The following is a 24,475-nucleotide window of genomic DNA, read 5'->3' on the forward strand; positions in this document are numbered from 1 at the left end:
GTAAGCATGGAACAAGTTCCAGTTTCGGCGGGCTATTCGCCGGTGAACGCGGCCTTGCCCGGGCCGTTCGCGATGAAGGACTCCATCCCGATCGTGCGGTCGGCCGTCGCGAACAGCGACGCGAACACATGCTGCTCGATCTTCAGTCCGGTGTCGAGATCCGTGTCCAGGCCCTGATCGATCGCAGCCTTCGCCGCCGCGAGCGCACGCGAGGCCGCTCCGGTGAACTGCGACGCCCACCTCCGCGCTGCGTTGTACACGTCATCGGGTGCGACGACCTCGTCGACCAACCCGATCGCGAGCGCCTCGTCCGGTCCGACGAACCGGCCCGTGAACACGATGTCCTTCGCCTTCGACGGACCGACGAGCCGCGCGAGCCGCTGCGTGCCGCCGCCCCCGGGGATGATGCCGAGCAGGATCTCCGGCGTCCCGAGCTTGACGTTGTCGCCGATGATCCTGCGGTCCGCGCCGAGCGCAAGTTCCAGGCCACCGCCGAGCGCGTAGCCGGTGATCGCCGCGACCGTCGGCTTCGGGATGTCGGCGATCGACCCGAGCGCGGACTGCAGGTCCCCGATGATCTCGCTCATCTGCACGAAGCCGATCTCGGCGAGTTCCTTGATGTCGGCACCGGCGGCGAACACCTTCTCGCCGCCGTAGAGGATCACGGCCTTGACGTCCTTGCGTACCGTCGCCTCCCGGGCGGCGGCACGGATCTCCTCCTGCACCTGCCGGTTCAGTGCGTTCATCGGCGGGCGGTCGAGCCGGATGGTCCCGATGCCGTCGGACACCTCGAGAGTGACGAATTCAGCCATGCCGCTCAGGCTAGATCAGATGTCGGTGCGCTTCGCCCAGGGGTGCGGCCCCCCGCGGGTGTAGTAGCCCTCGTCGCCGCCGAACGAGACGCGGATCTGTCCCTCGTCGTTGCGCGACAGGATCGGCAGGATCGGTTCGATCACGACCTCGTCCGCGAGCACGTCCGCGACGGTGGCGTATGCGGCGAGCGAGGTGAGCTGGGCCCAGGTCGGCGGCAGCAGGATCGACGCACCCGCCTGCCAGTCGTCGAGTGCTTCGGCCGCCGTGCGCCACTGCACGTGCTCGGCTTCGCTGGTGTCGCCGTCGGCGCGCTGCCCTTCGGGGACGGCCGCGACGAAGAAGTGGGTGTCGTAACGGCGGCGTTCACCGAGCGGGGTGATCCAGTTCGCGCGGGGGCGCAGCAGATCGGTGCGAACCACGAGTCCTTCGGCGGCGAGGAAGTCGCCGAACGACAGTTCCCGCGCCTCGAGGAGACGACGGGCCTGCGCGTACTGCGCGGTGTCGGCGACGACGGTGTCCTCGCTGGGTCCGGCCAGCAGCAGGCCGCACTCCTCGAACGTCTCGCGGACCGCGGCCAGCACGAGTGCCTGCGCGCGTCCCTCGGTGGTCGTGAACCGCTCGGCCCACCAGGCGATGGACGGGCCGGCCCAGCGCACGGACGCGGCGCTGTCGGAGGGGTCGACGCCACCGCCCGGGAACACCGTCATGCCGCCGGCGAAGTCCATGCCGACGACGCGGCGCTGCAGGAATACCTCGATACCACGGTCGGAATCGCGGAGCAGAAGGACGGTGGAGGCGTCCTTGATCGGCACCGCGGCCGGATCGAAGGGGGCTGCAGAGCGTTCGGTAGACATGCGTACAAACTACGTGACGGGGTGATCCGCGTCGCATCGGGACCGGCATCGAGACGCCGGTCCCGATCCGGAATCAGACGTGCACGCGGTGCCGGCCCGGCTCCCGGGTGCGGCGCGCGAAGAAGCGCCCGTCCACCCGATCGAGCGTGATCGACTGGCTGAACGCGGTGCTCAGGTTCTCGGAGGTGATCACGTCGTCGATCAGCCCCTGCGCGACCACCTGCCCCTCCTTGAGGAGCATCGCGTGGGTGAAGCCCGGCGGGATCTCCTCGACGTGATGGGTGATCAGCACCGTCGCGGGGGCATCCGGGTCCGCGGCGAGCGTCGCCAGACGCGCGACGAGTTCCTCACGGCCACCGAGGTCCAGACCCGCCGCGGGTTCGTCGAGCAGCAGCAGTTCCGGATCGGTCATCAACGCCCGGGCGATGAGGACCCGCTTGCGTTCCCCCTCCGACAGGGTGCCGTACATGCGGTCGGCGAGGTGTTCGGCGCCGAGGCTCTCGAGCATCTCCGTAGCCCGCTCGGTGTCCATCGCGTCGTACTTCTCCCGCCACCGGCCGAGCACGCCGTACCCGGCGGAAACCACCAGATCGGAGACCTTCTCGTCGGCCGGAACGCGGTTGGCCAGCGCCGACGACGACATGCCGATGCGCGGTCGCAGTTCGGACAGGTCGGTGCGCCCGAACCGCTCGGCCAGCACGCTCGCCGTGCCGGAGGTCGGGAACGTCTCCGCGGCCGCGACCCGCAGCAACGAGGTCTTGCCGGCGCCGTTCGGCCCCAGCACCACCCAGCGTTCGTCCAGCTCCACCTTCCAGGTCACGGGTCCGACCAGGACGTTGCCGCCCCGCCGCACCAACACGTCGTCGAATTCGATGAGCAGATCGGGATCAGGTTGTGCCACGCCGTCCATCTTGGACTACCCCGGCAGCCGATTCACCGGCAGGATCGTTTCGTGTCGCTCTCCCCCACCGATCCCACCGCGCCGCCGGTGGCGCGCGCCGACCGCGGTCCGTTCCCGCTCGGGGCGACCGCCCTCGAAGCCGACGACCCCGACGCGGGCACCCACTTCTCGGTGCACGCCCCGCACAGCGACCGTGTGCAGGTCTGCCTGATCGACGACGACGGGCGGGAACAGCGGATCGACCTGCCGGACCGGACCTTCGGAATCTGGCACGGCACGGTGCCCGGGGTCGGTCCCGGGCAGCGCTACGGCTACCGGGCGCACGGCCCGTGGCAGCCGAGCACCGGGCTGCGCACCAACCCGCACAAGCTGCTGCTCGACCCGTGGGCCCGCCGCCTGACCGGCGCCATCGGTGATCCGCGACGCCTGCTCGCCTACGATGACGATCCCTTCGGCGCACCCTCGACCGTCGATTCCCTCGGCCACGTCCCGTTGTCGGTGGTCACCGAACCGGCCGGAACGGTCCGGCACGACCGCCCCGGCACCGCGTGGGAGCAGACGGTGCTCTACGAACTGCACGTCGGGTCCTACACGGCACGCCATCCCGGGGTGCCGCCCGAACACCGCGGCACCTATCTCGGGCTGACCGCGCCGGCCGTCCTCGAGCATCTCGTCGGGCTCGGGGTGACCGCCGTCGAACTGCTGCCGGTGCACGCGTTCCTCACCGAACCCCCGGTACGGGCACGCGGGATGCGCAACCACTGGGGCTATTCGACCGCCGCCTGTTTCGCGCCGCACCCCGGGTACGCGAGCGTGCCCGGCGCGGAGATCGACGAGTTCCGGGCCATGGTGGCGGCGCTGCACGCCGCCGGGATCGAGGTGATCCTCGACGTCGTCTACAACCACACGTGCGAATGGTCGGTGGCCGGGCCGAGCCTGTCCTGGCGCGGACTCGACGCGCGCGGCTACTACCTGTTGGACGAGCAGGGGCTCGACATCGACCTGACCGGCTGCGGCAACACCGTCGACGCCACCTCGCCGATCGCGGTGCGGATGGTGTGCGACAGCCTGCGCTACTGGGCCACCGAGATGGGGGTCGACGGGTTCCGGTTCGATCTGGCCAGCGCGCTGGGCCGTCCGCGCGGCGGCACGTTCGACTCGCGGGCCGCGCTGCTCACCGCGATCACCACCGATCCGGTGCTGACGGATCTGAAGCTGATCGCCGAACCGTGGGACGCGACCGTCCACGGTTACCGGCTCGGCGAGTTCGGCGCGCAGTGGTCGGAATGGAACGATCGGTACCGCGACACGGTCCGCCGGTTCTGGGCGGGACGGTCCGGGATCCGCGAGATCGCCTCGCGTCTCGCCGGTTCCGAGGACCTCTACGACCGGACCGTGCGGCAGCCGTGGATGTCGATCAATTTCGTCGCCGCGCACGACGGGTTCCCCGTGGCCGATCTGGTCGCCTACGAACGCAAGCACAACGAGGCCAACGGCGAGGACGGACGGGACGGCGCCGACCACAACGAGTCGGTCAACCACGGTGTGGAGGGGCCGACGGACGACCCGGAGATCGTCGCCGCCCGCGACCGGCACGTGCGGGCATTGCTGGCCACGCTGCTGCTGTCCACCGGCACCCCGATGCTGCTCGCCGGCGACGAATTCGGACACAGCCAGGGCGGCAACAACAACGCCTATTGCGTCCCGGCGGACACCCCGGTGACCGATGCGTGGCCGCTGGACTGGTCGTCGGCCGACACCACCCGGATCGCATTCGTGCGACAGCTGCTGCAGTTCCGCAAGGTCGTGCCGGTGCTGCGTCAGCGCCGTTTCTTCGACGGCCGCGCCCGCACCGTCGGCTATCCCGACCTGGTGTGGTTCGGCGGTGACGGCCTCGAACTCGACGAGGCCGGCTGGCACGACGACGACCGGCGCACCCTGCAGGCGTGGGTGGACGGGTCGCAACTGGGCACGGTCACGCGGGCCGGGGTGCCGCTCGCGGACAGCAGCGGCCTGATCGTGCTGCATGCTGCCGGCCCGGCGACGCTCGTGCTCGCCGGACCCGAGTGGTATCAGGGTCGGGTGGTGTGCGTGTTCGACTCGAGCGCACCCGACGGTGCACCCGCCGACGCGTCGCCTCGACCCGTCGGCTCCGAGTGGGAGGTGACCGGACCGACCGTGCTGATGTTCCGGAAGGACGGCTGAGCCCGGCGGGGCGTCAGCCGGCGACCGCGATCACCGTCATCGAACCCGGTGCGACCTCCGTGAAACCGGCGTCGCGGACCGCGGCGACCGGGCCCCGGCCCGCCTCGGCGCGGGCGCGCAGTTCCTTCCACCGTTCGGGGTCCGCGTCGCGCACGGCGCAGCGGTAGCCGTCCGCGGCCCACGCCCGCACCGCGTCCTCGTCGAGAACCCCGGCGAGCAGCATCACCGCGTGCCCGACCTGCGCCGCGGCCTTGCCCACGGTCATGTCGAGGCCGGCGTCGATCCACAGCACCGGAATGCCGGGATCCGGGTCGCCGGGATCGTCGTGCGGCAGGTCGGTGCCACCGATCTGCAGCCGTGAGATGCGCGGGTCCAGGTCACCGACCGGACCCGGCACGAGCGCGCGGGCCTGGGCGCCGTCGTGGTCGACGGTGATCCCGTCGACGTCCTGCGCGGCGAGCCACTGCGCGCCCCGGGCACGGCGGCTGACCTTCCGGATGCGGGCGTCGCTCCAGGCGAGGTAGGCGTCCTGCCACGGACCGGGCTGTCCGTCCGCGTCCGGTCCGACGCGCGGGTCCAGGCACAGGGCGATCGTCGCCATCGCCGCGGCCTCGAGCAGTGCGCTGCGCCGCGGCGGGTTCTGCTTGGGGATGTGCAGCACGATCGGCATCGCGAGGACCGCGGCCGGGTCGTCCGGGTCGGGCCGATGCCCGTATCCGCGGGTGAGCACCCGGTGGCGGGCACCGAACCCGGCGTCGGTGTCAGGCACCGCTGTCAGGCACCGCTGTCGAGGGGCACGCGCCGCAGCGTGCCGTCCACCCGGTCCGCGGCCTCGACCTCGTCGCGGGTGACGCCGAGCACGAACAGCACCGCATCCAGGTACGGGTACGACAGCGCGGTGTCGGCGACCTCACGCAGCGCGGGCTTGGCGTTGAACGCGATGCCGAGACCGGCGGCGCTGAGCATGTCGATGTCGTTGGCGCCGTCACCGACCGCAACGGTCTGCTCGATCGGCACCCCGACCTCGTCGGCGAACTCGCGCAGGGCGCGGGCCTTGGCGGCGCGGTCGACGACGTCGCCGACGACCCGGCCGGTGAGCTTGCCGTCGACGATCTCGAGGGTGTTGGCGCGCACGAAGTCGAGTTCGAGTTCGTGCGCGAGACCTTCGATGACCTGACGGAAGCCGCCGGAGACGACGCCGCAGCGGAAGCCGAGGCGGCGCAGCGTGCGGATGGTGGTGCGGGCGCCGGGGGTCAGCTCCAGGCTCTCGGCGACCTCGTCGATCACGGTCGCGGGCAGGCCCGCCAGGGTGGCGACGCGCTGGTTCAGCGATTCGGTGAAGTCGATCTCGCCGCGCATCGCGGCTTCGGTGACGGCGCGGACCTTGTCCTCGACACCGGCGTGAGCGGCGAGCATCTCGATGACCTCGCCCTGCACGAGGGTCGAGTCGACGTCGAACACGATCAGGCGCTTGGAACGCCGGGCCAGGCCGCCGCGCTCGACGGCGATGTCGATCTCGAGGCCGGCGGCGACCTCGGCGAGGCCGGCCCGGAGCTGCGCGTCGGCGTCGGCGCCGGTGTCGGCCGCGGTCACCATGAGTTCGAGGCCGGTGAGGGGGTAGTCCGCGATGCCGCGGATGGAGTCGATGTTGGCGCCCTGGCGGGCCAGTTCCCGGCCGACCGAGCGCATCGCGCGGGCGCTGACGGGGCTGCCGAGCACGACGACGGCGTGCGTCGAGACCGAGTGCTCGAGGCCGCGTTCGACGCCGATCTGCACGTCCGCGTGCATCCCGACCGTGGCCATCGCCGCCTCGATCTCGTCCTGGAGGGCCTCCGGGTCGTTCGGGCACGCGACCAGGACACCGAGTGTCAGCCGGCCGCGGATGACGACCTGCTCGACGTCGAGCAGATCCACGTCGTGGCGGGAGAGCGCCGCGAAGAGCACACCGGTCACACCGGGATGGTCCGGTCCTGTCACGGTCACCAGCACGGTGGTGTCAGACGCCACTACGTCTCCGATCCTTCGTTTCTCTCGCGGCACGGGCCCTTCCATTCTGCCAATCGGAACGGCTGCCTCAGAGGTTGGGGGTGGTGCGCCCGGTCACGCGCAAGGCCCCGCCCGAGCATCGGGCGGGGCCTTGCGTCACATCGGGTTACCGACTTACTTCAGGGCTTCCCTGTCTGCACCCTCGTGCACGGCCACGTTGTGCTTGTGGCTGCCCGGGCCGACGTGGGCCTCGGCCCGCATCCGCTCGACCATGTGCGGGTAGTGCAGCTCGAACGCCGGACGCTCCGACCGGATGCGCGGCAGCTCGGTGAAGTTGTGGCGCGGCGGCGGGCAGGAGGTGGCCCACTCGAGCGAGTTGCCGTAGCCCCACGGGTCGTCGACCGTGACGACCTGGCCGTACCGGTAGCTCTTGAAGACGTTCCACAGGAACGGCAGCGTCGAGGCACCGAGGATGAACGAGCCGATCGTCGAGATGGTGTTCAGCGTGGTGAAGCCGTCGGTGGGCAGGTAGTCGGCGTAGCGACGCGGCATGCCCTCGTTGCCCAGCCAGTGCTGCACCAGGAACGTGGTGTGGAAGCCGATGAACGTGAGCCAGAAGTGCCAGCGGGCGAGACGCTCGTCGAGCATGCGGCCGGTCATCTTCGGGAACCAGAAGTAGATGCCCGCGTAGGTGGCGAACACGATGGTGCCGAAGAGCACGTAGTGGAAGTGCGCGACCACGAAGTACGAGTCGTGCAGGTGGAAGTCCAGCGGCGGGCTCGCGAGGATGACGCCGGTCAGACCACCGAAGAGGAACGTGATGATGAAGCCGACCGAGAACAGCATCGGCGATTCGAAGGTCAGCTGACCCTTCCACATCGTCAGGATCCAGTTGAAGAACTTCACGCCGGTCGGGACGGCGATGAGGAACGTCATGAACGAGAAGTACGGCAGCAGCACGGCGCCGGTGGCGTACATGTGGTGTGCCCACACCGCGATGGACAGGGCCGCGATCGCCAGGGTCGCGTAGACCAGGCCGGTGTAACCGAAGATCGGCTTACGGGAGAAGACCGGGAAGATCTCCGAGACGATGCCGAAGAACGGCAGCGCGATGACGTACACCTCGGGGTGGCCGAAGAACCAGAACAGGTGCTGCCACAGCAGGACGCCACCGGTGGCCGGGTCGAAGATGTGGCCACCGAGGTGACGGTCGACGAACAGACCGAAGAACGCGGCGGTGAGCAGCGGGAAGACCAGCAGGATCAGCAGGCTGGTGATGAGGATGTTCCAGGTGAAGATCGGCATCCGGAACATGGTCATGCCGGGGGCGCGCAGGCAGACGACGGTGGTCGTGAAGTTGACCGCACCGAGGATCGTGCCCAGACCCATGACGCCGAGGCCCAGGACCCAGAAGTCGGCGCCGACGCCCGGCGAGTGCAGCTCGCTCGTCAGCGGGGTGTAGGCGGTCCAGCCGAAGTCCGCGGCACCACCGGGGGTGATGAAGCCGGCGAGCACGATGGTCGCGCCGAACAGGTACAGCCAGTAGCTGAAGGAGTTCAGACGCGGGAACGCGACGTCGGGGGCGCCGATCTGCAGCGGGACGATGTAGTTCGCGAACGCGAACACGACCGGCGTCGCGTACATGAGCAGCATGATCGTGCCGTGCATGGTGAACAGCTGGTTGAACTGCTCGTTCGAAAGGAACTGCAGGCCGGGGACCGCGAGCTCGCTGCGCATCAGGAGGGCCATGAGGCCACCGATGAGGAAGAACGAGAACGAGGTGATGAGGTACATGATCCCGAGCAGCTTGGGATCTGTAGTCGTGATCATCTTGTAGATGAACGAACCCTTGGGTCCCTGCCGCGGCGGGTACGGCCTTGCTGCAGCTATCGGGACTGGCTGGGGCGCTACGGCAGTCACTAATCCTCCTGAATGCGCGCTCGACCTCGGGCTGGAGGCGAGCGGTCTCTGGCTTGCGCTGAGTCGAATCGTAGACCGTGCACACAGCGGTCGCCCACCGGGTCCTACTCAGTGTCGTACTCGGTGCGACAGCGTACCTCGAGGTGCTGTCACGACCAGGGTGTTGTTCGTGAGCAGAACCCTCGTGAGCCCCTTCCCCGGCGTGTCGCGCGCCGCCCCCGCGCGCGGATGATGTACGTCACATCGGACAGGGATTTAGGGTAGCGAAACCTTATCAGGCTAGTGTTGCGTCGTTGTTGCCCCGCTCCGAAAGTCCGAGGTATGGACGTGCTCCCTCGATTCCGCCGCCGCGCGACCGTCGCGCTCGCATCGGCACTCACCGCCGCAGTCGCCCTCGCCGGCTGCTCCGCCGACAACACCGAGCCGGAAACGTCCGTCTCGTCGACCGAGGGCTTCCCGCGCACGGTCGAACACTTCCGCGGCTCGACCACGCTCGACGAGGCTCCCCTGCGGGTCGTCGCGCTCGACACCAGCTACGCCGACGCGACGCTGCTGCTCGAGAGCGAACTCGTCGGCTACGTCGACTACCGCACCGAAGGACTGCCCGACTACCTCGGCGACGCCCCGGAGAAGTACGCCGCGAACGCCGTCTCGGTCGGCAAGGTCGCCGACGTGAGCCTGGAGAAGATCGCCGCCCTCGAGCCCGACCTGATCCTGTCCGCCGAGGTGCGCAACGGTGAGCAGTACGAGGAGCTGTCGGCGATCGCTCCCACCGTCTTCTCCCAGTCCACCGGACCGACCTGGAAGGACAACATCCGGCTCGCCGCCCGGGCGCTCGGCAAGGAGGACCTCGCCGAGCAGAAGATCGGCGAGTACGAGGCACGAGCGAAGGCGATCGGCGACGAGATCAACGCCTCGGCGAACAACCCGACCGTCTCGGTCGTGCGCTTCGCCGGTGAGCCGACCGCGCGCCTGTACCGCACCACCTCGTTCAGCGGCATCGTCCTCGAGGACGCGGGTCTGGCCCGGCCCGAGAGCCAGGGTCCGGATCCGGCCGACCCGAGCAGCATCATGAACGCCATCAGCCCCGAGCTGATCGCCCAGGCGGACGCCGACGTCATCTTCGTCTCGATGTACCGCGACGGCGACGGGAAGTCGGAGGGCGCCGCTCAGCCGTTCCTGACCAACCCGCTGTGGGGGAACCTCCGGGGCCGCAAGATCGACGTCGACGACAGCCTGTGGATGACTCCCGTCAGCATCCAGGGGGCCCACCTGATCCTCGACGACCTCGCGGAGGCGTTCGGGGTCGATCCGCACAAGGGATAACCTGGACCGTCCCCGAAACAGGAAGTGGTCGAATTGCCCGTTGTGCACCGGTCCCGAACTGCCGTCCTCGCCGCCGTCACCGTGGCGACGCTCGCCCTCGCGGGGTGCGGGGAAACCACGGACGATCCGGCGGACAGCATCGTGCGCACGACCACCCGCATCGCCGGGGCCGCGGTCGTCGGTGTCGATCGCGACACCACGACCGCGTGCCCGCTCCCCTCTCCCCTCGACGCGGGGCAGCCGGCCACCGGCACCCGGACCGTCGTGCACACCGCGGGCACCGCAGAGGTTCCCGCGGACCCGCAGCGCATCGTCGTTCTCGACCTCGCGACGATGGACGCGGTGTGCGCGCTCGGTTTGTGGGAGCGGGTGGTCGGTGTGGCGTTCACCCCGATCGACCCCGGCTACTTCGACTACCTCGGCACCGGCATCGCCGAGTTGCCGTCGGTCGGTTCCGGCGACCTGCCCGATCTCGACCTGGTCGCGCAGGCGCAGCCGGATCTGATCCTGGGCTCGTCGGTCGATTCCGATCTGTACGGCCGGCTCGACGCGATCGCGCCGACCGTGACCGTGGGATCCGACCCCGTGTTCTGGCGGGAGCAGTTCCTGCGCGTCGGCGACGCCCTCGGCCGCCGGGAAGCCGCGCAGCAGGTGCTCGACGACTACCTCCTCGCCGCCGCCGAAGTCGGCCGCGAACTCGCCTCGTCCCAGACGCAGGCGTCGATCGTCCGGTTCACCGCCGACGGGCCCGTCGTGGAAGGCACCGCGTCGTTCGCCGGCCAGGTGATGGCCGACGCCGGCGCCGCCCGGCCCCCCGCCCAGCGCTTCGGCGTCGTCGACGGCCGGTCGTTCGAACCCGTCGACACCGACGATCCGGCGGCGGCGGACGCGGACGTGCTCTTCGTCCGCTTCGACGGCGACACCGGTCTCGCGGAGGGCACCGAATACATGGAAACGGACCGCTGGCTCGATCTCGGCGCCGTGAGCGACCACCGGTTGTTCGCGGTGACCGACGACGTGTGGTCCACGCCCGGCCCGGTCGCGGCCCGGGCGGTCCTCACCGACCTGAAGGTAGCGCTCAATGGCTATTCGAACTGAATTCGGCCGACCCGCCGTGCGGGTCGGCGCTGTACTCGCAGGCTTGCTCGCAACCGTGCTTCCGGCGGCCGCGCCGGCGTCGGCGCAACCGGAGACCCCGGCCATCGAGGTGTTCGCCGCCGACGGCGTCACCCCGCTCGGCGACCTGCCGGTGCACGAGGGCGACATCGTCGTCGTGCGCGGAACCGGTTTCGACCCGGAGGCGAACCGCACCGGTGGCCTGCCGGTGCCGGTACCGCCGGGAGTGCCGCACGGCACCTTCGTCTCGTTCGGCGGCTTCTCCGAGCACTGGCGTCCTTCCGAGGGTGCCCCCACCGCGAACCGCGCGACCGTACGATCCACCAACGCGTGGGTGCTGTCCGAACGCGCACTGAACCAGGTGCCCAACGTGCCGTTCGACATGCGCCGCACCGTCCGGCAGCAGTGGGTTCCGCTGTCCGACGACGGCTCGTTCACCGCGACCCTCACGATCGACGCTCCCGCCACCGTGCCCGCCGACGCGGTGTACGGCATCTACACCTACGGCGCCGCCGACGCGGTCAACGCCGAGCAGGAACTGTCCGTGCCGGTGAACTTCGATCCCTCGCCCGGCCCGAACGCTCCCGTCCCCGCGTCGCAGGACCTGGTGTGGGGATTCGCGCCCGGCTACACGGACCTGGTCACCGACACCACGCAGGGTTCGGTCGTCGGGAAGAACGGCGCGACCGTCAACCCGGACGGCACGCTCGCATTCGAACTGGCCGAGGCGCAGATCGACCCGGAGACCGGGCTCGGCCGGATCGAGTACCGCGGCACCGTCGTCTCGTTCACGCGCTTCCATCTCCTCGAGATCGCGCTGGCCGATCCGTGGATCGAGTTCACCGAGGACGGCACCTGCCTCACCGCCGAATCGTCGACCGGCGATCAGGTCGGGACCGACTCGATGAGCCGGATCACCGTCGCACGTCTCGATGCTGCCGCCGACGCGAGCCGCACCGAGTGGGACGGCGTTCCCGCCCGCTTCTCGGTGCCGCTGCAGCCGTCGGTGCTGCTGCCGTACTCCGGTGGGCAGGCCGCACCCGTGACCTTCCGCTACTGACGGCCGTCGTGCCCGTCCCCGAGTTCGTCGCCGCGCTGCGCGCTCACGTCGGTACCGCCCCCTTGTGGCTGTCCGGCGTGAGCGCCGTCGTGCGCGACGACCACGGCCGGCTCCTGCTGACCCGTCGCGCCGACAACGGTCGCTGGGCGATCGTGTCAGGCATCCTCGAGCCCGGTGAGGAACCTGCGGTCGCGGCGGTCCGCGAGGTCGCGGAGGAAACCGGGGTGGTCGCCGACGTCGTGCGCCTGACGAGTGTGGACGTGACCGCGCCGATCACCTACCCGAACGGCGACGTCGCGCAGTACCTGGACGTGTGCTTCCTGCTGCGCGCGACCGGCGGCTCGGCGCGCGTGGCCGACGACGAGAACCTCGAGGTCGCGTGGTTCGCGACGGACGCGCTGCCCGCCGATCTGACGGACACCTCGGCGCTGCGCATCGACAAGGCGCTGCGCGACGTGCCCGAGGCGTGGTTCCGCCGCCCCTGAAACGCCCCGGAAACGCCTGCGCTCGTGCGTGTTTCCGGTAGCGGGTGCTACCGGAAACGCGCACGAGCGCGGGGGTTACGTGGACAGTCGGGTCAGAAGTCCCAGTCCTCGTCCTCGGTGACGACCGCCTTGCCGATGACGTACGAGCTGCCGGAGCCCGAGAAGAAGTCGTGGTTCTCGTCGGCGTTCGGGGACAGTGCCGACAGGATCGCCGGGTTGACGTCCGTCTCGTCCTTCGGGAACAGCGCCTCGTAACCCAGGTTCATCAGCGCCTTGTTGGCGTTGTACCGCAGGAACTTCTTGACGTCCTCGGTCAGACCCGCCTCGTCGTACAGGTCTGCGGTGTACTGGGTTTCGTTGTCGTACAGCTCGAACAGCAGCTCGAAGACCCAGTCCTTGAGGTCGTCGCGCTCGGCCTGGGTGATCTGCTCGAGGCCCTTCTGGTACTTGTAGCCGATGTAGTAGCCGTGCACCGCCTCGTCGCGGATGATCAGGCGGATCATGTCGGCGGTGTTGGTGAGCTTGGCTCGCGAGGACCAGTACATCGGCAGGTAGAAGCCCGAGTAGAACAGGAACGACTCGAGCAGCGTGGAGGCCGCCTTGCGCTTGAGCGGGCTGTCGCCCTGGTAGTAGTCGAGGACGATCTGCGCCTTGCGCTGCAGGTTCTCGTTCTCCTCCGACCAGCGGAACGCATCGTCGATCTCGCGGGTCGAGCACAGCGTGGAGAAGATGTTCGAGTACGACTTCGCGTGCACGGACTCCATGAACGCGATGTTGGTGAGCACCGCCTCCTCGTGCGGGGTGACCGCATCCGGGATCAGCGACACCGCACCGACCGTGCCCTGGATGGTGTCGAGCAGCGTCAGACCCGTGAACACGCGCATCGTGAGCTGCTGCTCGTACGCGGTGAGCGTGCCCCAGGACGGGATGTCGTTGGACACCGGCACCTTCTCCGGCAGCCAGAAGTTGCCGGTGAGGCGATCCCAGACCTCGGAGTCCTTCTCGTCGGGGACGCGGTTCCAGTTGATCGCGGACACGCGGTCGATCAGTTTCACGTGGGCGCCGTCGGCCGGCGAGTGTGCGCGGGGTGCGGAAGTGGTCATCGGTCTTTCCCTACTGGATGTCGAAGAGTGTCGGCAGATTTCGTCAGAGCATGCAGGAGACGCAGTTCTCCACCTCGGTGCCCTCGAGCGCCATCTGCCGCAGACGGATGTAGTAGAGCGTCTTGATTCCCTTGCGCCACGCGTAGATCTGCGCCTTGTTCACGTCGCGGGTGGTGACGGTGTCCTTGAAGAACAGCGTCAGCGACAGGCCCTGATCGACGTGCTGCGTCGCCGCGGCGTAGGTGTCGATGATCTTCTCGTATCCGATCTCGTACGCGTCCTGGAAGTACTCCAGGTTGTCGTTCGTCAGGTACGGCGCCGGGTAGTAGACGCGACCGATCTTGCCTTCCTTGCGGATCTCGATCTTCGACGCCACCGGGTGGATGGAGCTGGTGGAGTTGTTGATGTAGGAGATCGACCCGGTCGGCGGCACGGCCTGCAGGTTCTGGTTGTAGATGCCGTGCTTCTGCACCGACGCCTTCAGCTCACGCCAGTCGTCCTGCGTGGGGATGTCGATGTTCGAATCGGCGAAGAGCTGACGCACCTTCTCGGTCGCCGGCTCCCACACCTGGTCGGTGTACTTGTCGAAGAACTCGCCCGAGGCGTACTTGGACTCGGGGAATCCCGCGAAGTACGTACCGCGTTCGATCGCGAGCTTGTTCGACGCGCGCAACGCGTGGAACAGCACCGTGTAGAAGTAGATGTTCGTGAAGTCGACGCCCTCCTCGGATCCGTAGAAGATCCGCTCCCGCGCCAGGTAGCCGTGGAGGTTCATCTGGCCCAGGCCGATGGCGTGTCCCTCGTCGTTCGCCTTCTTGATCGAGGGAACGGAGTCGATGGACGTCTGATCGGCGACCGCGGTCAACGCGCGGATCGCGACCTCGATGGTCTGCGCGAAGTCCGGCGAGTCCATCGTCTTCGCGATGTTCAGCGACCCCAGGTTGCACGAGATGTCCTTGCCCACATGGCTGTAGGACAGATCGTCGTTGTACGTCGACGGGGTCGAGACCTGTAGGATCTCCGAGCACAGGTTCGAGTGGGTGACCTTGCCGGCGATCGGGTTCGCGCGGTTCACGGTGTCCTCGAACATGATGTACGGGTAGCCGGACTCGAACTGCAGCTCGGCGACCGTCTGGAAGAACTCGCGCGCCTTGATCTTCGACTTACGGATGCGCTTGTCGTCGACCATCTCGTAGTACTTCTCGGTGACGTCGATGTCCGCGAACGGCTTTCCGTAGACGCGCTCGACGTCGTACGGCGAGAACAGGTACATGTCCTCGTTCCGCTTCGCGAGCTCGAACGTGATGTCCGGGATCACGACGCCCAGCGACAGCGTCTTGATGCGGATCTTCTCGTCGGCGTTCTCACGCTTGGTGTCGAGGAACCGGTAGATGTCCGGGTGGTGCGCGTGCAGGTAGACGGCACCGGCACCCTGACGGGCACCGAGCTGGTTGGCGTACGAGAAGGAGTCCTCGAGCAGCTTCATGATCGGGATGACACCCGACGACTGGTTCTCGATCTTCTTGATCGGGGCGCCGTGCTCACGAATGTTGCTGAGCAGCAACGCGACACCGCCACCGCGCTTGGACAGCTGCAGAGCGGAGTTGATCGCGCGGCCGATCGACTCCATGTTGTCCTCGATGCGCAGCAGGAAGCACGAGACCGGCTCGCCGCGCTGCTTCTTGCCGGAGTTGAGGAACGTGGGGGTCGCCGGCTGGAAGCGGCCGGAGATGATCTCGTCGACCAGGTGCATCGCGAGGATCTCGTCACCGTCGGCGAGGGTCAGCGCGACCATGCACACACGGTCCTCGAAGCGTTCGAGGTACCGCTTGCCGTCGAACGTCTTGAGCGTGTACGACGTGTAGTACTTGAACGCACCCAGGAACGTCGGGAACCGGAACTTCTTCGAATACGCGTGCTGGAACAGCTTCTTCACGAACGGGCGCGAGTACTTCCCGAGAACCTCGGGCTCGTAGTAGTTCTCCTCGACGAGGTAGTCGAGCTTCTCGTCGAGGTCGTGGAAGAACACGGTGTTCTGGTTGACGTGCTGCAGGAAGTACTGCCGGGCCGCGGCCACGTCCTTGTCGAACTGGATCTCGCCGTTGGGACCGTAGAGATTCAGCATCGCGTTGAGCGCGTGGTAGTCGAGGCCTTCGAGCGAAGCGTCCGACTTGGCGCTCGTCGCGGTCGGCGCGGGATCGGTGATGGTCACGGTGTTTGCTCCCACTGTGAGTATCGGGTAACGGCGAGTTACGTCTGCGGCCGCGCACCCGGCTTGCCGGTTCGCGGTCGTTCGAGGCGTGGAGACCACGCGGGGCGGCTAGGCGGTCTGCAGTGACCGATCCCAGAACTGCGCGAGTCCCGCCCGGACGCGTTCGACGTCCTCGGCGGTTCCCATCAGTTCGAATCGATAGAGGTACGGAACCTTGCACTTTCGCGAAACGATATCGCCTGCAAAGCAATACGACTCGCCGAAGTTGGTGTTCCCCGCGGCGATGACGCCCCGGATCAGTGCGCGGTTGTGTTCGTTGTTGAGGAATCGGATGACCTGTTTGGGAACGAAGCTCGTGTCCCGTCCGGTCACGGTGGTGCCGCCTCCGTAGGTCGGCACGATCAGGACGTACGGCTCGTGCACCTCGAACGAGCCGTCACGGTCGTGCAGCGGGATCCGGTGCGCCGGCAACCCGAGCCGCTCGACGAATCGATGGGTGTTCTCCGACGCACTCGAGAAGTACACGAGGCGCGTTCCTGTGGGTGCTGAACTCATCGGTACTCACCATCTGCTCGCTCGCTCGGAAGGACCGGCCCCACACACCCGGTCCTTCACACACAAGGGGTTGTGCCGGTGCCGCCGGAGGCGGCACCGGGGAACATCAGGCCGCGACCGCGAGCTGCTTGATGCGATCGGGACGGAAACCCGACCAGTGGTCGTCACCGGCGACGACAACGGGCGCCTGGAGGTAACCCAGGGCCATCACGTAGTCACGAGCCTCCGGGTTCTCGGAGATGTCGACGACGTCGTACTCGATACCGGCCTTGTCGAGGGCACGGTAGGTGGCATTGCACTGGACGCAAGCAGGCTTGGTGTAGACGGTGATGTTCATAGGAGCCCCTTTTGTTCCAACGGGCCGAAACGGCCTGGCGACTGACTGCTGCGTGGTGCTCGAACGGCCGTCGAATCGAGTCGATCCTTCTTCCCCAGAGGGACCGGTGATGTTGTGGCCTTCCAGCGGTCTAGACACTACACCTTGTGGCAGACAGATTCACCAAACCCAGGATGTTGTGAACTACATTCTTGGTATTCCCAGGTCGCGCATGTCCGACCTGGGCGTTTTCCACCCCCTTCCGGCGTGTCGCGCGCCGTCCGTCGGGGTGTGCGTTCGACCACACCGCGAGGCGCGTCCGAGGACAGTGTGGCGCAGCCCACCGACACGTTCCGTGGGCGTCGCGCGAGGCGTTCTTCTAGGGCAGTGCCGGCAGCAGATCGTCGAGCCGCACGGGCAGTGCTCGCACCCTCGTCCCCGTCGCATGCCAGACCGCGTTGACCACCGCGGCGGCGCTGCCGACGATGCCGATCTCCCCCGTGCCGCGCGAGCCCATCGGGGTGGCGCGCCGATCGTCCTCGTCGAGCCATGCGGCATCGACGTCGCCGATGTCGGCGTGGGTCGGAATCAGGTATTCGGCGAGATCGTGGTTGACGATGTGGCCCAGCCGGGCGTCGCGGTGGCTCTCCTCGAACAGCGCCATCGAGATCCCGAAGCTCATGCCGCCGATGAACTGCGAGCGGGCGGTGCGCGGATTGACCACCCGCCCCACCGAGAACATCCCGAACATCCGGGGGACCCGGATCTCGCCGGTGTCCACGTCGACCCGCACCTCCGCGAAGTGCGCGCCGTACGAGTGGATGCTGTAGTGCTCGAGTTCCGGAGCCTTGCCCGCGGTCGCACTCGCCTCGGCGCCCGGCTCGGGGTCGCCGCCGAACCGCTTGTGGAACTCGTCCGCCGCCGCGACGATCGCGCTCCCCCACGACGACGTGCCGGACGACCCGCCCGCGACCGTCGCGTTCGGCAGTGCGGTGTCGCCGATCTCGACGTCCACGTCCTCAGGACGGCAGCCGAGCGCATCGGCGGCAACGAGGGTCAGTGCCGTCCAGGCGCCGGTCCCGATGTCGGCGGCGCCGGTGCGCACCGAGTACCGGCCCTCACCGAGGTGTCGGACGGTGACCTCCGAACCCGGGGCGACCATGTGCGGGTAGGTCGCGGAGGCGACCCCGGTCCCGACCAGCCAGCGACCGTCGCGCCGGATCCCGGGTTCGCGATCGTCGGGGTTCCACCCGAACCGGCGGGCGCCTTCGCGCAGGCACTCGACCAGACGTCGCGACGACCACGGCTTCCCGGACTCGGGATCGATTTCGGGTTCGTTGCGGATGCGCAGCTCGATCGGGTCCACGCCGCAGCGGTGTGCGAGTTCGTCGAGCGCGACCTCGAGCGCGAACATTCCCGGCGCCTCCCCGGGGGCGCGCATCCAGAACGGTGCCGGTACGTCGAGGGGGACGGCGCGGTGGGTGGTGCGCAGGTTGCCGGTGGCGTACATGGTGCGGGCGGGAACCGCGGCCTGCTCGACGAATTCGTCGACGTGGGAGGACTGCACGACGCTGTCGTGAGAGACCGCGACCAAGCGGCCGTCGTGGTCGGCGCCCAGGCGCACCCGCGATACGGTCGGAGCGCGGTAGCCGACGTAGCCGAACATGTCGCGGCGCGGCACCGCGAACTTCACCGCGCGGCCGGGCAGTTTCCGCGCGGCCATCGCGGTGAGCACGTCGTGGGCGTGCGGGCCGCCCTTCGACCCGAATCCGCCGCCGACGTAGGGCGCGACCACCCGGATCCGCTCCTGCTCGATGCCCAGTGCGGACGCGAGCGCCGCGGCGACTCCGTGCGGGTGCTGGGTGGAGTCGTAGACGGTGAGCCGGTCGTCGGCCCACACCGCGACCGCGGTGTGCGGCTCGAGCGGATTGTTGTGTTCCTCGGGGGTGGAATAGGTTTCGTCGACGACCACGTCCGCATGGGCGAGGGCGTTGTCGACGTCTCCGCGCGCGGTGTCCGGCGGGAATCCGCCGTTGACCTTCTCCGGCGTGTAGCGGTCGGGGTGGTCCGCCCGGAACACGACGTCGTGGGGCTGTTCGTCGTACTCGACGGCGATCAGGTCGCACGCCTCCTGTGCGACCTCGGGTGTCTCGGCGACGACGGCGGCGACGATCTGCCCGCGGAACGCGACCTCGAAGCTCTGCAGCACGCGATGCTCGCCGCGGGCAGGTTCGACGAGCCGGGGTGCGTTCTGCGGGGTGAGCACGGTGAGGACCCCGGGTACGGCCAGCGCGGCGTCGGTGTCGATGGCCCGGATCGTCCCGCGGGCGACGGCCGCGGTCAGCGGAACCAGGTAGGCCGGATGATCGACGGGATGTTCGTATGCGTACGGCGCTGTGCCCGCGACCTTCTGCGGGCCGTCGACGCGCGGCGTCGAGGTTCCGATCGCCATGTGCGATGCGGTCACGATCGTTCCTCCCGGGTCGCTCGTGCAGTGAGGTCGCGCAGCACCGCCACGGTGGTGCGGCGCAGCAGCGGCACCTTGAAGGCGTTGCCGTCGAGGGGCCGGGCGTCGGCGAGTTCGGCGTCGGCGGCCGCGGCGAACGTCGTGTCGTCGGGTGCGTGGCCGAGCACGACCTCCTCGGCGCGGTGGGCGCGCCACGGCCGGGTTGCGACGCCGCCGTAGGCGAGACGGCAGCCGGTGACGGTGCCGGCCGAGACGGTGAGGTCCGCGGCGACGGACACCAGCGCGAACGCGTACGACGCCCGGTCGCGCACCTTCCGATAGCAGGCGACCGCGTTCTGCGGCGGGGGAAGCTCCACCGCGACGACGAGATCGTCGTGGTCGAGAACGGTGTCGCTCTGCGGGTCGTCCCCGGGCAGCCGGTAGAACTCCTCGAGCGGGATGTGCCGCTCCCCTGTCGTGCCCAGCACCACGACGACCGCGTCGAGCGCGACCATCGCCACGGCCATGTCGGACGGGTGGGTCGCCACGCACCGGTCGGAGCCGCCGAGGACCGCGTGCTGGCGGTTGAATCCGCCGAGGGCCGCGCAGCCGCTGCCGGGGTCTCGTTTGTTGCACGGGGTGGTCGGGTCCCGGAAGTACACGCAGCGGGTGCGCTGGAGCAGATTGCCGCCGACGGTGGCGGCGTTGCGGATCTGCGCGGAGGCACCGGAGAGAAGGGCCTGCGACAGTCCGGGATAGAGGTCGCGGAGGGTGGGATGCACCGCGAGGTCGGTGTTGGAGACGGTCGCGCCGATCCGCACTCCCCCGTCGGCGGTCGGTTCGATCCCGTCGAGCGGCAGGCGGGAGATGTCGACGAGCAGATCGGGGGCGGTGACGCCGAGTTTGAGGTGGTCGACGAGGTTCGTCCCGCCGGCGAGGTACGCGCCGCCGGGCGCGGAGTGCATGGCGGCGACCGCTGCCTCGGGATTCTCCGGCCGGAGGTACTGCAGTGGTCTCACGGCCTGGCCTCCCGGTTCGCGGCGACGCTGCGCACCGCGGCGACGATGTTGGGATAGGCGGCGCAGCGGCACAGGTTGCCGCTCAGCCGCTCCCGGATCTCGGCGTCGTCGAGCTCGGGTGAACCGCCCGGAGAGGTGACGGCACTGGGGTCGCCGCGGTCGAACTCGGCGAGCATGCCTGTCGCCGAACAGATCTGGCCGGGGGTGCAGTAGCCGCACTGGAACGCGTCGTGGTCGACGAACGCGTCGTGCAGCGGATGTCTCGGCCGTTCGGCGAGTCCGGCGGCGGTGACGATGTCGGCGCCGTCGTGCGAGACGGCGAGGGCCAGGCAGGTCACGACGCGGCGGGAGTCGAGCAGGACCGTGCACGAACCGCACTGGCCGTGATCGCAACCCTTCTTCGGGGACATGCAGCCGATGCGGTCGCGCAGGGCGTCGAGCAGGGTGGTGCGCACGTCCACGACGATGCGCCGTTCGTGTCCGTCGACGCGCAGGGTGACGGTGTGCCAGTGGTCGCCGGTCTCCGGGTGGTCCGCGCCGTTCGACATGTTCCCTCCGATCCGTGTGTCTTCGGATGGAGTTCCCCCGATTCGGGGCCGGAAACCCGGCTCGGCGCGGTACCGGACGACGCAGGCCCCCGACATCGCGGATGCGATGCGGGGGCCTGTGAAGTGCGACGGAGATGTCAGGCGTCGACGAGGGCCTTCTCGGCGGCGAGAAGGTTGACGAGAACCTCGGTGAGCTGGCCGACGGTCTCGGCGTGCTCCTTCGGGTGCGCCTCACCGAACTTGCCGATGGTGCCGCCGACGGACAGCGAGCCGCCCTCGACGACCTTGCCGCCGGCGATGCCGACGGACTTGACGGTGTCCTCGAGCGCCCACTTGGCGGCGTTGCTGCTCGGGGAGGCGCTCACGACCGCGACGGGCTTGCCGGCGATGGCGCCGGAGCCGTAGGGGCGCGACAGCCAGTCGATGGCGTTCTTCAGCACGGCCGGGATGGTGCCGTTGTATTCGGGGGTGAACAGCACGACGGCGTCGGCGGCGGCACCGGCTTCACGCAGCGCGACCGCCGCGGCCGGGGCGTTCTCGCCGTCGATGTCCTCGTTGTAGAAGGGAACGTCGGCCAGGCCTTCGTAGATGACGACCTCGGCGCCCTCGGGTGCGAGTTCGGCGGCGGCCTCGGCGAGCTTACGGTTGACGGAGGCGGAGCGGAGGCTGCCGACGAGAGCGAGAATGCGCGTCTGGGACATGGGTCATCCTTCGTTTTGATCCAGGGGTGGGCCGGTTACCCACGACAAGCATAAACGGACCGCGGTCCACTTTCATTCCCGGGGCGGCTATTGTGATGACGTGAACACCATCCCCCTGCCCCGGGCGGACGACGAGCACACCGCCGAGCGATGCGATGCCGCCCGCAACCGGCGCCTTCTCCTCGACGCCGCGACCCTCCTGGTGAGCGAACGCGGTGTCGATGCCGTGACGATGGAAGCCGTCGCGGCCCGGGCCGGGGTCGGCAAGGGCACCGTGTTCCGCCGTTTCGGATCGCGCGGCGGCCTGATGCAGGCGCTGCTCGACCACACCGAACGCGAATTCCAGGAAGCGTTCATGACCGGTCCCCCGCCGCTGGGCCCCGGCGCCGATCCCGTCGACCGGCTGATCGCGTTCGGCCGGGCCCGGATCGCCCTCGTCGAGGTGCAGGGCGAGTTGCTGCGCGCGGCGGAGGCGTCCAGTTCCAATCGGTTCGACGCACCCGCCCGGGCGGTCACCCGCACCCACATCGAGACGCTGCTGCGGGCCGCGGACGTCGGCGGCGACGTGCCTCTGCTGGCGCACTCCCTGTGCGCTTCCCTCGAGGCGACCCTCGTGCTGCACCAGTGGCGCAACCTCGGCTACAGCCTCGACCGGCTCTCCGACAACTGGTCCGATCTGGTGCGCCGCGTCGCAGCCTCCCCCGATTCGGACGATCCGGACCGTACTGTGACGGCATGAGCCGCACCTTCGGAGTTCTTGCCGCACTTGCTCTCACCGTCGTCGCGACCGCCTGCAGCAGCGACGAGGGCGCCGACGCCACATCGTCCGCAACGGACCCCGCCGCCCTGATCGGCCGCACGTTCGTCTCCACCGAAGTCACCGGCACCCCGATCCCGGGCGAGGGTCCGCTCGTCGTCGAATTCCCGGAGCCGGGCCGGATCGCGGCCACCGCCGGATGCAACCGTGCGGTCGGCGAGGTCGATCTCGCGGACGGGGTGCTGCGCACCGATCGGCTGGCGAGCACGATGATGGCCTGCCCGCCCCCGAAGGACGGCGCCGACGCGTGGCTGACCGGACTGTTCGACGCCGATCCACAGTGGTCCGTCGACGGCGACGTGCTCACCCTCACCGGCGACGCGGTGACCGTCTCGCTCACCGACAAGAAGGTCGTCGATCCGGACCGGCCGCTGACCGGCACCGAATGGGTCGCCACCACGATGTACACCCCGGACGCGACCGTCACGTCGGTGGCGCTCGAGCGGTCCGCGCCCAGCCTGCTCGTCGACGAGGACGGGTCGGTCAGCGGCAGCACCGGATGCAATCAGTTCACCGGCACCGCGCAGATCGGCGACGGCACCTTGACGTTCGGGCCGCTCGCCACGACCCGCATGGCGTGCCCGGACCCGGAGGTGGCCGCCGTCGAGAACCACGTGCTGGCGGTGCTGGCCGGCGAGACCGTCTACGAGATCGACGCCGCCACGATGCGGATCACCGCCCCCAACGGCGTGGACGGGCTCGGCTTCACCGCCCGGTAGCGGCTCAGTACCGGTCGGCCAGCCAGGTCGCGAGAATCCGGGCGCTCTCGTCGACCTGCGCCGGCCAGTCCAGCGCGGACTCGTCGGCGTGATCGCTGACGTGCTTCACGAGCCGGCACCGCGCGCCCATGCGGGCGGCAGCGAACGCGATCGCGAACCCCTCCATGTCGACGAGATCGGCGCGGGTCGCGAGCGCGTCGCGCACCTCGGCGTCGGAGACGAACGCGTCCCCGGTGGCCAGCACCGTGCCGTCGCCGTCGGGCAGCTCGAGCACGTCCTGCACGGGATGTCCGAGGCTGCGCAGGATCTCGCTGCTGATGTCGTGGTTGATCACCGTCGACGGCACGTACAGGCCGCCGTGGTGCGAATGCAGCGCACCGGCGGTTCCGATGTTGACGACCAGCGGCCGCGCGTCCCGCGGATACGCGGCCAGCGCCTCGGTCACCGCGACCGCCGCCGCGACCTTCCCGATGTCCGTGATCACGGTCTCGAAGCGCTTCGGCACATGGGCGGCCTCGCTCTTGGTGGCGGCGACGACAAGAATCCCGTTCACGTGCGTTCTCCGATGTCGAGGGTCGCGAGCGCCGCCCGGTGCAGCGCTCGCCCGTATCCGGAACCGTATCCTGCGGCGTGCACCGCCAGCGGATGCAGCTGGTGCAGCGGCACCCGCTCGCGCCACCCGGGTCGCAGCGGATGCGCGGAGTCGTAACCGGCGAGCACGTCGTCCAGGTACGGGCAGCCGAACAGCGCGAGCATCGCGAGATCGGTTTCGCGGTGCCCGCCGTGTGCCGCGGGATCGATGACCACCACCCCGTCGGGCGACCACAGCACGTTGCCGTTCCACAGGTCGCCGTGCAGCCGGGCGGGCGGTTCGTCGTCGTCGAAGGCCCCGGACGCGACGAGCGCGCACGCCCGCTCGATGTCGGGCAGCTGCCGCGCGGTCACGTGGCCGGCCTCGACCGCGATCCCGACGAAGGGCAGGACGCGTTCCATCGCGTAGAACTCGCCCCAGCCCGCGTGCACCGTGCTGCTCATCGGTCGACGGCCGATGAAGATCTGGCCGTCGAATCCGTCGGGCGCGCAACCGAACCCGTCGGCGCCGGCATCGTGCGCGATCGCCAGGCGTGCCCCGAACTCCCGGGCCGCCGCCGCATCCGGCGCGGTCTCGGTGATCCGCTCGAGTTCGATGGACCGGGCGTCGACGCGGTGCACCCGCGGCACCCGCAGCCCGGCCCGCGCGAGCCATTCCAGACCGGCCGCCTCGGCGCGGTAGAAGTCCGGGTGCGCACCCGGATCGTGTTTGCGAAAGACACGGTCGCTGTTCACCGCACCGAGTCTGCCCGGTGTGCCGGACATAGGCGCGCGGCGCCGCA

The 24,475-nt window shown here is 69.1% G+C and carries 23 protein-coding genes; 7 read left to right on the forward strand and 16 right to left on the reverse strand.

Annotation, left to right across the window (positions count from 1 at the left end; translation table 11 throughout):
• Positions 1-32: 32 nt before the first annotated feature.
• The 3 genes from M1M07_RS03960 to M1M07_RS03970 form a co-directional block, all read right to left on the reverse strand.
• Positions 33-812: an enoyl-CoA hydratase-related protein gene (locus tag M1M07_RS03960; RefSeq protein WP_248673348.1), complete on the reverse strand. Its 780-nt coding sequence runs from the start codon at positions 810-812 to the stop codon at positions 33-35.
• 15 nt (positions 813-827) lie between these two features.
• Positions 828-1,667, reverse strand: coding sequence for an NUDIX domain-containing protein (locus M1M07_RS03965; protein WP_197251324.1), 840 nt, complete (start codon positions 1,665-1,667; stop codon positions 828-830).
• 73 nt (positions 1,668-1,740) lie between these two features.
• Positions 1,741-2,577 carry an ABC transporter ATP-binding protein gene (locus M1M07_RS03970; protein WP_197251325.1) on the reverse strand — a complete coding sequence of 279 codons (837 nt, stop codon included), beginning with the start codon at positions 2,575-2,577 and terminating at the stop codon, positions 1,741-1,743.
• Positions 2,578-2,619: 42 nt separating this feature from the next.
• On the opposite strand from M1M07_RS03970, the gene glgX reads away from it, so the two are divergent.
• The gene (glgX, locus tag M1M07_RS03975) at positions 2,620-4,773 is read left to right on the forward strand and encodes a glycogen debranching protein GlgX (protein WP_248673349.1); all 2,154 of its coding nucleotides are present in this window, start codon (positions 2,620-2,622) and stop codon (positions 4,771-4,773) included.
• 13 nt (positions 4,774-4,786) lie between these two features.
• On the opposite strand, the gene M1M07_RS03980 is transcribed toward glgX, so the two are convergent.
• From M1M07_RS03980 to ctaD, 3 genes are all read right to left on the reverse strand, one after another.
• Complete coding sequence (locus M1M07_RS03980; protein ID WP_248673378.1) at positions 4,787-5,551, reverse strand: peptidyl-tRNA hydrolase; 765 nt, start codon at positions 5,549-5,551, stop codon at positions 4,787-4,789.
• Positions 5,548-6,825, reverse strand: a complete 1,278-nt coding sequence (gene serB / locus M1M07_RS03985) for a phosphoserine phosphatase SerB (protein ID WP_248673350.1) — start codon at positions 6,823-6,825, stop codon at positions 5,548-5,550. Before serB ends, M1M07_RS03980 begins: the two co-directional genes overlap by 4 nt.
• 108 nt (positions 6,826-6,933) lie before the next feature.
• Positions 6,934-8,679, reverse strand: coding sequence for a cytochrome c oxidase subunit I (gene ctaD / locus M1M07_RS03990; RefSeq protein ID WP_248673351.1), 1,746 nt, complete (start codon positions 8,677-8,679; stop codon positions 6,934-6,936).
• 321 nt (positions 8,680-9,000) lie between these two features.
• Here ctaD and M1M07_RS03995 point away from each other — a divergent pair, with 321 nt between their 5' ends.
• The 4 genes from M1M07_RS03995 to M1M07_RS04010 are packed head-to-tail and all read left to right on the forward strand — an operon-like array spanning position 9,001 to position 12,666.
• Positions 9,001-10,005 (forward strand): ABC transporter substrate-binding protein, encoded by a 1,005-nt coding sequence (locus tag M1M07_RS03995; protein ID WP_248673352.1) that lies wholly within the window; start codon positions 9,001-9,003, stop codon positions 10,003-10,005.
• Between the two features lie 42 nt (positions 10,006-10,047).
• Complete coding sequence (locus tag M1M07_RS04000) at positions 10,048-11,103, forward strand: ABC transporter substrate-binding protein (protein ID WP_248673379.1); 1,056 nt, start codon at positions 10,048-10,050, stop codon at positions 11,101-11,103.
• A complete protein-coding gene (locus tag M1M07_RS04005) occupies positions 11,087-12,181 on the forward strand; it encodes an HtaA domain-containing protein (RefSeq protein WP_197255375.1) in 1,095 nt (364 codons plus the stop codon). Before M1M07_RS04000 ends, M1M07_RS04005 begins: the two co-directional genes overlap by 17 nt.
• Positions 12,182-12,189: 8 nt before the next feature.
• The gene (locus tag M1M07_RS04010) at positions 12,190-12,666 is read left to right on the forward strand and encodes an NUDIX domain-containing protein (RefSeq protein ID WP_197255373.1); all 477 of its coding nucleotides are present in this window, start codon (positions 12,190-12,192) and stop codon (positions 12,664-12,666) included.
• Positions 12,667-12,758: 92 nt separating this feature from the next.
• Here the strand turns inward: M1M07_RS04010 and nrdF are convergent, their stop codons facing one another.
• The 8 genes from nrdF to M1M07_RS04050 form a co-directional block, all read right to left on the reverse strand.
• The gene (gene nrdF / locus M1M07_RS04015) at positions 12,759-13,769 is read right to left on the reverse strand and encodes a class 1b ribonucleoside-diphosphate reductase subunit beta (RefSeq protein WP_197255371.1); all 1,011 of its coding nucleotides are present in this window, start codon (positions 13,767-13,769) and stop codon (positions 12,759-12,761) included.
• A gap of 43 nt (positions 13,770-13,812) precedes the next feature.
• Positions 13,813-15,981, reverse strand: a complete 2,169-nt coding sequence (gene nrdE, locus M1M07_RS04020) for a class 1b ribonucleoside-diphosphate reductase subunit alpha (protein ID WP_197255369.1) — start codon at positions 15,979-15,981, stop codon at positions 13,813-13,815.
• A gap of 108 nt (positions 15,982-16,089) precedes the next feature.
• On the reverse strand, positions 16,090-16,536 hold the full coding sequence (gene nrdI / locus M1M07_RS04025; protein ID WP_197255366.1) for a class Ib ribonucleoside-diphosphate reductase assembly flavoprotein NrdI: 447 nt from the start codon (positions 16,534-16,536) through the stop codon (positions 16,090-16,092).
• Positions 16,537-16,642: 106 nt separating this feature from the next.
• Entirely contained in the window at positions 16,643-16,873 is a 231-nt protein-coding gene (locus M1M07_RS04030) for a redoxin NrdH (RefSeq protein ID WP_197255364.1), read from the reverse strand.
• Between the two features lie 358 nt (positions 16,874-17,231).
• Positions 17,232-19,304, reverse strand: coding sequence for a xanthine dehydrogenase family protein molybdopterin-binding subunit (locus M1M07_RS04035; RefSeq protein WP_248673380.1), 2,073 nt, complete (start codon positions 19,302-19,304; stop codon positions 17,232-17,234).
• 11 nt (positions 19,305-19,315) lie between these two features.
• Positions 19,316-20,317, reverse strand: a complete 1,002-nt coding sequence (locus tag M1M07_RS04040; RefSeq protein ID WP_197255363.1) for a xanthine dehydrogenase family protein subunit M — start codon at positions 20,315-20,317, stop codon at positions 19,316-19,318.
• Complete coding sequence (locus M1M07_RS04045; protein ID WP_197255361.1) at positions 20,314-20,865, reverse strand: (2Fe-2S)-binding protein; 552 nt, start codon at positions 20,863-20,865, stop codon at positions 20,314-20,316. Before M1M07_RS04045 ends, M1M07_RS04040 begins: the two co-directional genes overlap by 4 nt.
• Before the next feature lie 137 nt (positions 20,866-21,002).
• A complete protein-coding gene (locus M1M07_RS04050) occupies positions 21,003-21,566 on the reverse strand; it encodes an NADPH-dependent FMN reductase (RefSeq protein ID WP_197255359.1) in 564 nt (187 codons plus the stop codon).
• Positions 21,567-21,666: 100 nt separating this feature from the next.
• Between M1M07_RS04050 and M1M07_RS04055 the strand changes: the two genes are divergently transcribed.
• Positions 21,667-22,305, forward strand: a complete 639-nt coding sequence (locus M1M07_RS04055; protein ID WP_197255356.1) for a TetR/AcrR family transcriptional regulator — start codon at positions 21,667-21,669, stop codon at positions 22,303-22,305.
• On the forward strand, positions 22,302-23,102 hold the full coding sequence (locus M1M07_RS04060) for an META domain-containing protein (protein ID WP_197255354.1): 801 nt from the start codon (positions 22,302-22,304) through the stop codon (positions 23,100-23,102). The genes M1M07_RS04055 and M1M07_RS04060 overlap by 4 nt, the downstream gene beginning before the upstream one ends.
• Positions 23,103-23,106: 4 nt before the next feature.
• Here the strand turns inward: M1M07_RS04060 and M1M07_RS04065 are convergent, their stop codons facing one another.
• Entirely contained in the window at positions 23,107-23,655 is a 549-nt protein-coding gene (locus M1M07_RS04065; protein WP_197255352.1) for a nucleosidase, read from the reverse strand.
• Positions 23,652-24,458 (reverse strand): fructosamine kinase family protein, encoded by an 807-nt coding sequence (locus M1M07_RS04070; RefSeq protein WP_197255350.1) that lies wholly within the window; start codon positions 24,456-24,458, stop codon positions 23,652-23,654. The genes M1M07_RS04065 and M1M07_RS04070 overlap by 4 nt, the downstream gene beginning before the upstream one ends.
• Positions 24,459-24,475 lie beyond the last annotated feature (17 nt).

The organism is Rhodococcus sp. HM1, assembly GCF_023218075.1.
In the GTDB taxonomy this organism is placed as follows: Bacteria; Actinomycetota; Actinomycetes; order Mycobacteriales; family Mycobacteriaceae; genus Rhodococcus.

Bases quoted from the DNA above. Each gene is read 5' to 3' on its own strand.
- M1M07_RS04005 (WP_197255375.1), top strand. From the start codon at position 11,087: ATGGCTATTCGAACTGAATTCGGCCGACCCGCCGTGCGGGTCGGCGCT.
- M1M07_RS04035 (WP_248673380.1), bottom strand. From the start codon at position 19,304: ATGGCGATCGGAACCTCGACGCCGCGCGTCGACGGCCCGCAGAAGGTC.
- M1M07_RS04030 (WP_197255364.1), bottom strand. From the start codon at position 16,873: ATGAACATCACCGTCTACACCAAGCCTGCTTGCGTCCAGTGCAATGCC.
- M1M07_RS04070 (WP_197255350.1), bottom strand. From the start codon at position 24,458: ATGTCCGGCACACCGGGCAGACTCGGTGCGGTGAACAGCGACCGTGTC.
- nrdI (WP_197255366.1), bottom strand. From the start codon at position 16,536: ATGAGTTCAGCACCCACAGGAACGCGCCTCGTGTACTTCTCGAGTGCG.
- M1M07_RS03960 (WP_248673348.1), bottom strand. From the start codon at position 812: ATGGCTGAATTCGTCACTCTCGAGGTGTCCGACGGCATCGGGACCATC.
- M1M07_RS04045 (WP_197255361.1), bottom strand. From the start codon at position 20,865: ATGTCGAACGGCGCGGACCACCCGGAGACCGGCGACCACTGGCACACC.
- M1M07_RS03970 (WP_197251325.1), bottom strand. From the start codon at position 2,577: ATGGACGGCGTGGCACAACCTGATCCCGATCTGCTCATCGAATTCGAC.
- M1M07_RS04050 (WP_197255359.1), bottom strand. From the start codon at position 21,566: ATGTCCCAGACGCGCATTCTCGCTCTCGTCGGCAGCCTCCGCTCCGCC.
- M1M07_RS03995 (WP_248673352.1), top strand. From the start codon at position 9,001: ATGGACGTGCTCCCTCGATTCCGCCGCCGCGCGACCGTCGCGCTCGCA.
- nrdF (WP_197255371.1), bottom strand. From the start codon at position 13,769: ATGACCACTTCCGCACCCCGCGCACACTCGCCGGCCGACGGCGCCCAC.
- M1M07_RS04060 (WP_197255354.1), top strand. From the start codon at position 22,302: ATGAGCCGCACCTTCGGAGTTCTTGCCGCACTTGCTCTCACCGTCGTC.
- serB (WP_248673350.1), bottom strand. From the start codon at position 6,825: ATGGAAGGGCCCGTGCCGCGAGAGAAACGAAGGATCGGAGACGTAGTG.
- M1M07_RS03965 (WP_197251324.1), bottom strand. From the start codon at position 1,667: ATGTCTACCGAACGCTCTGCAGCCCCCTTCGATCCGGCCGCGGTGCCG.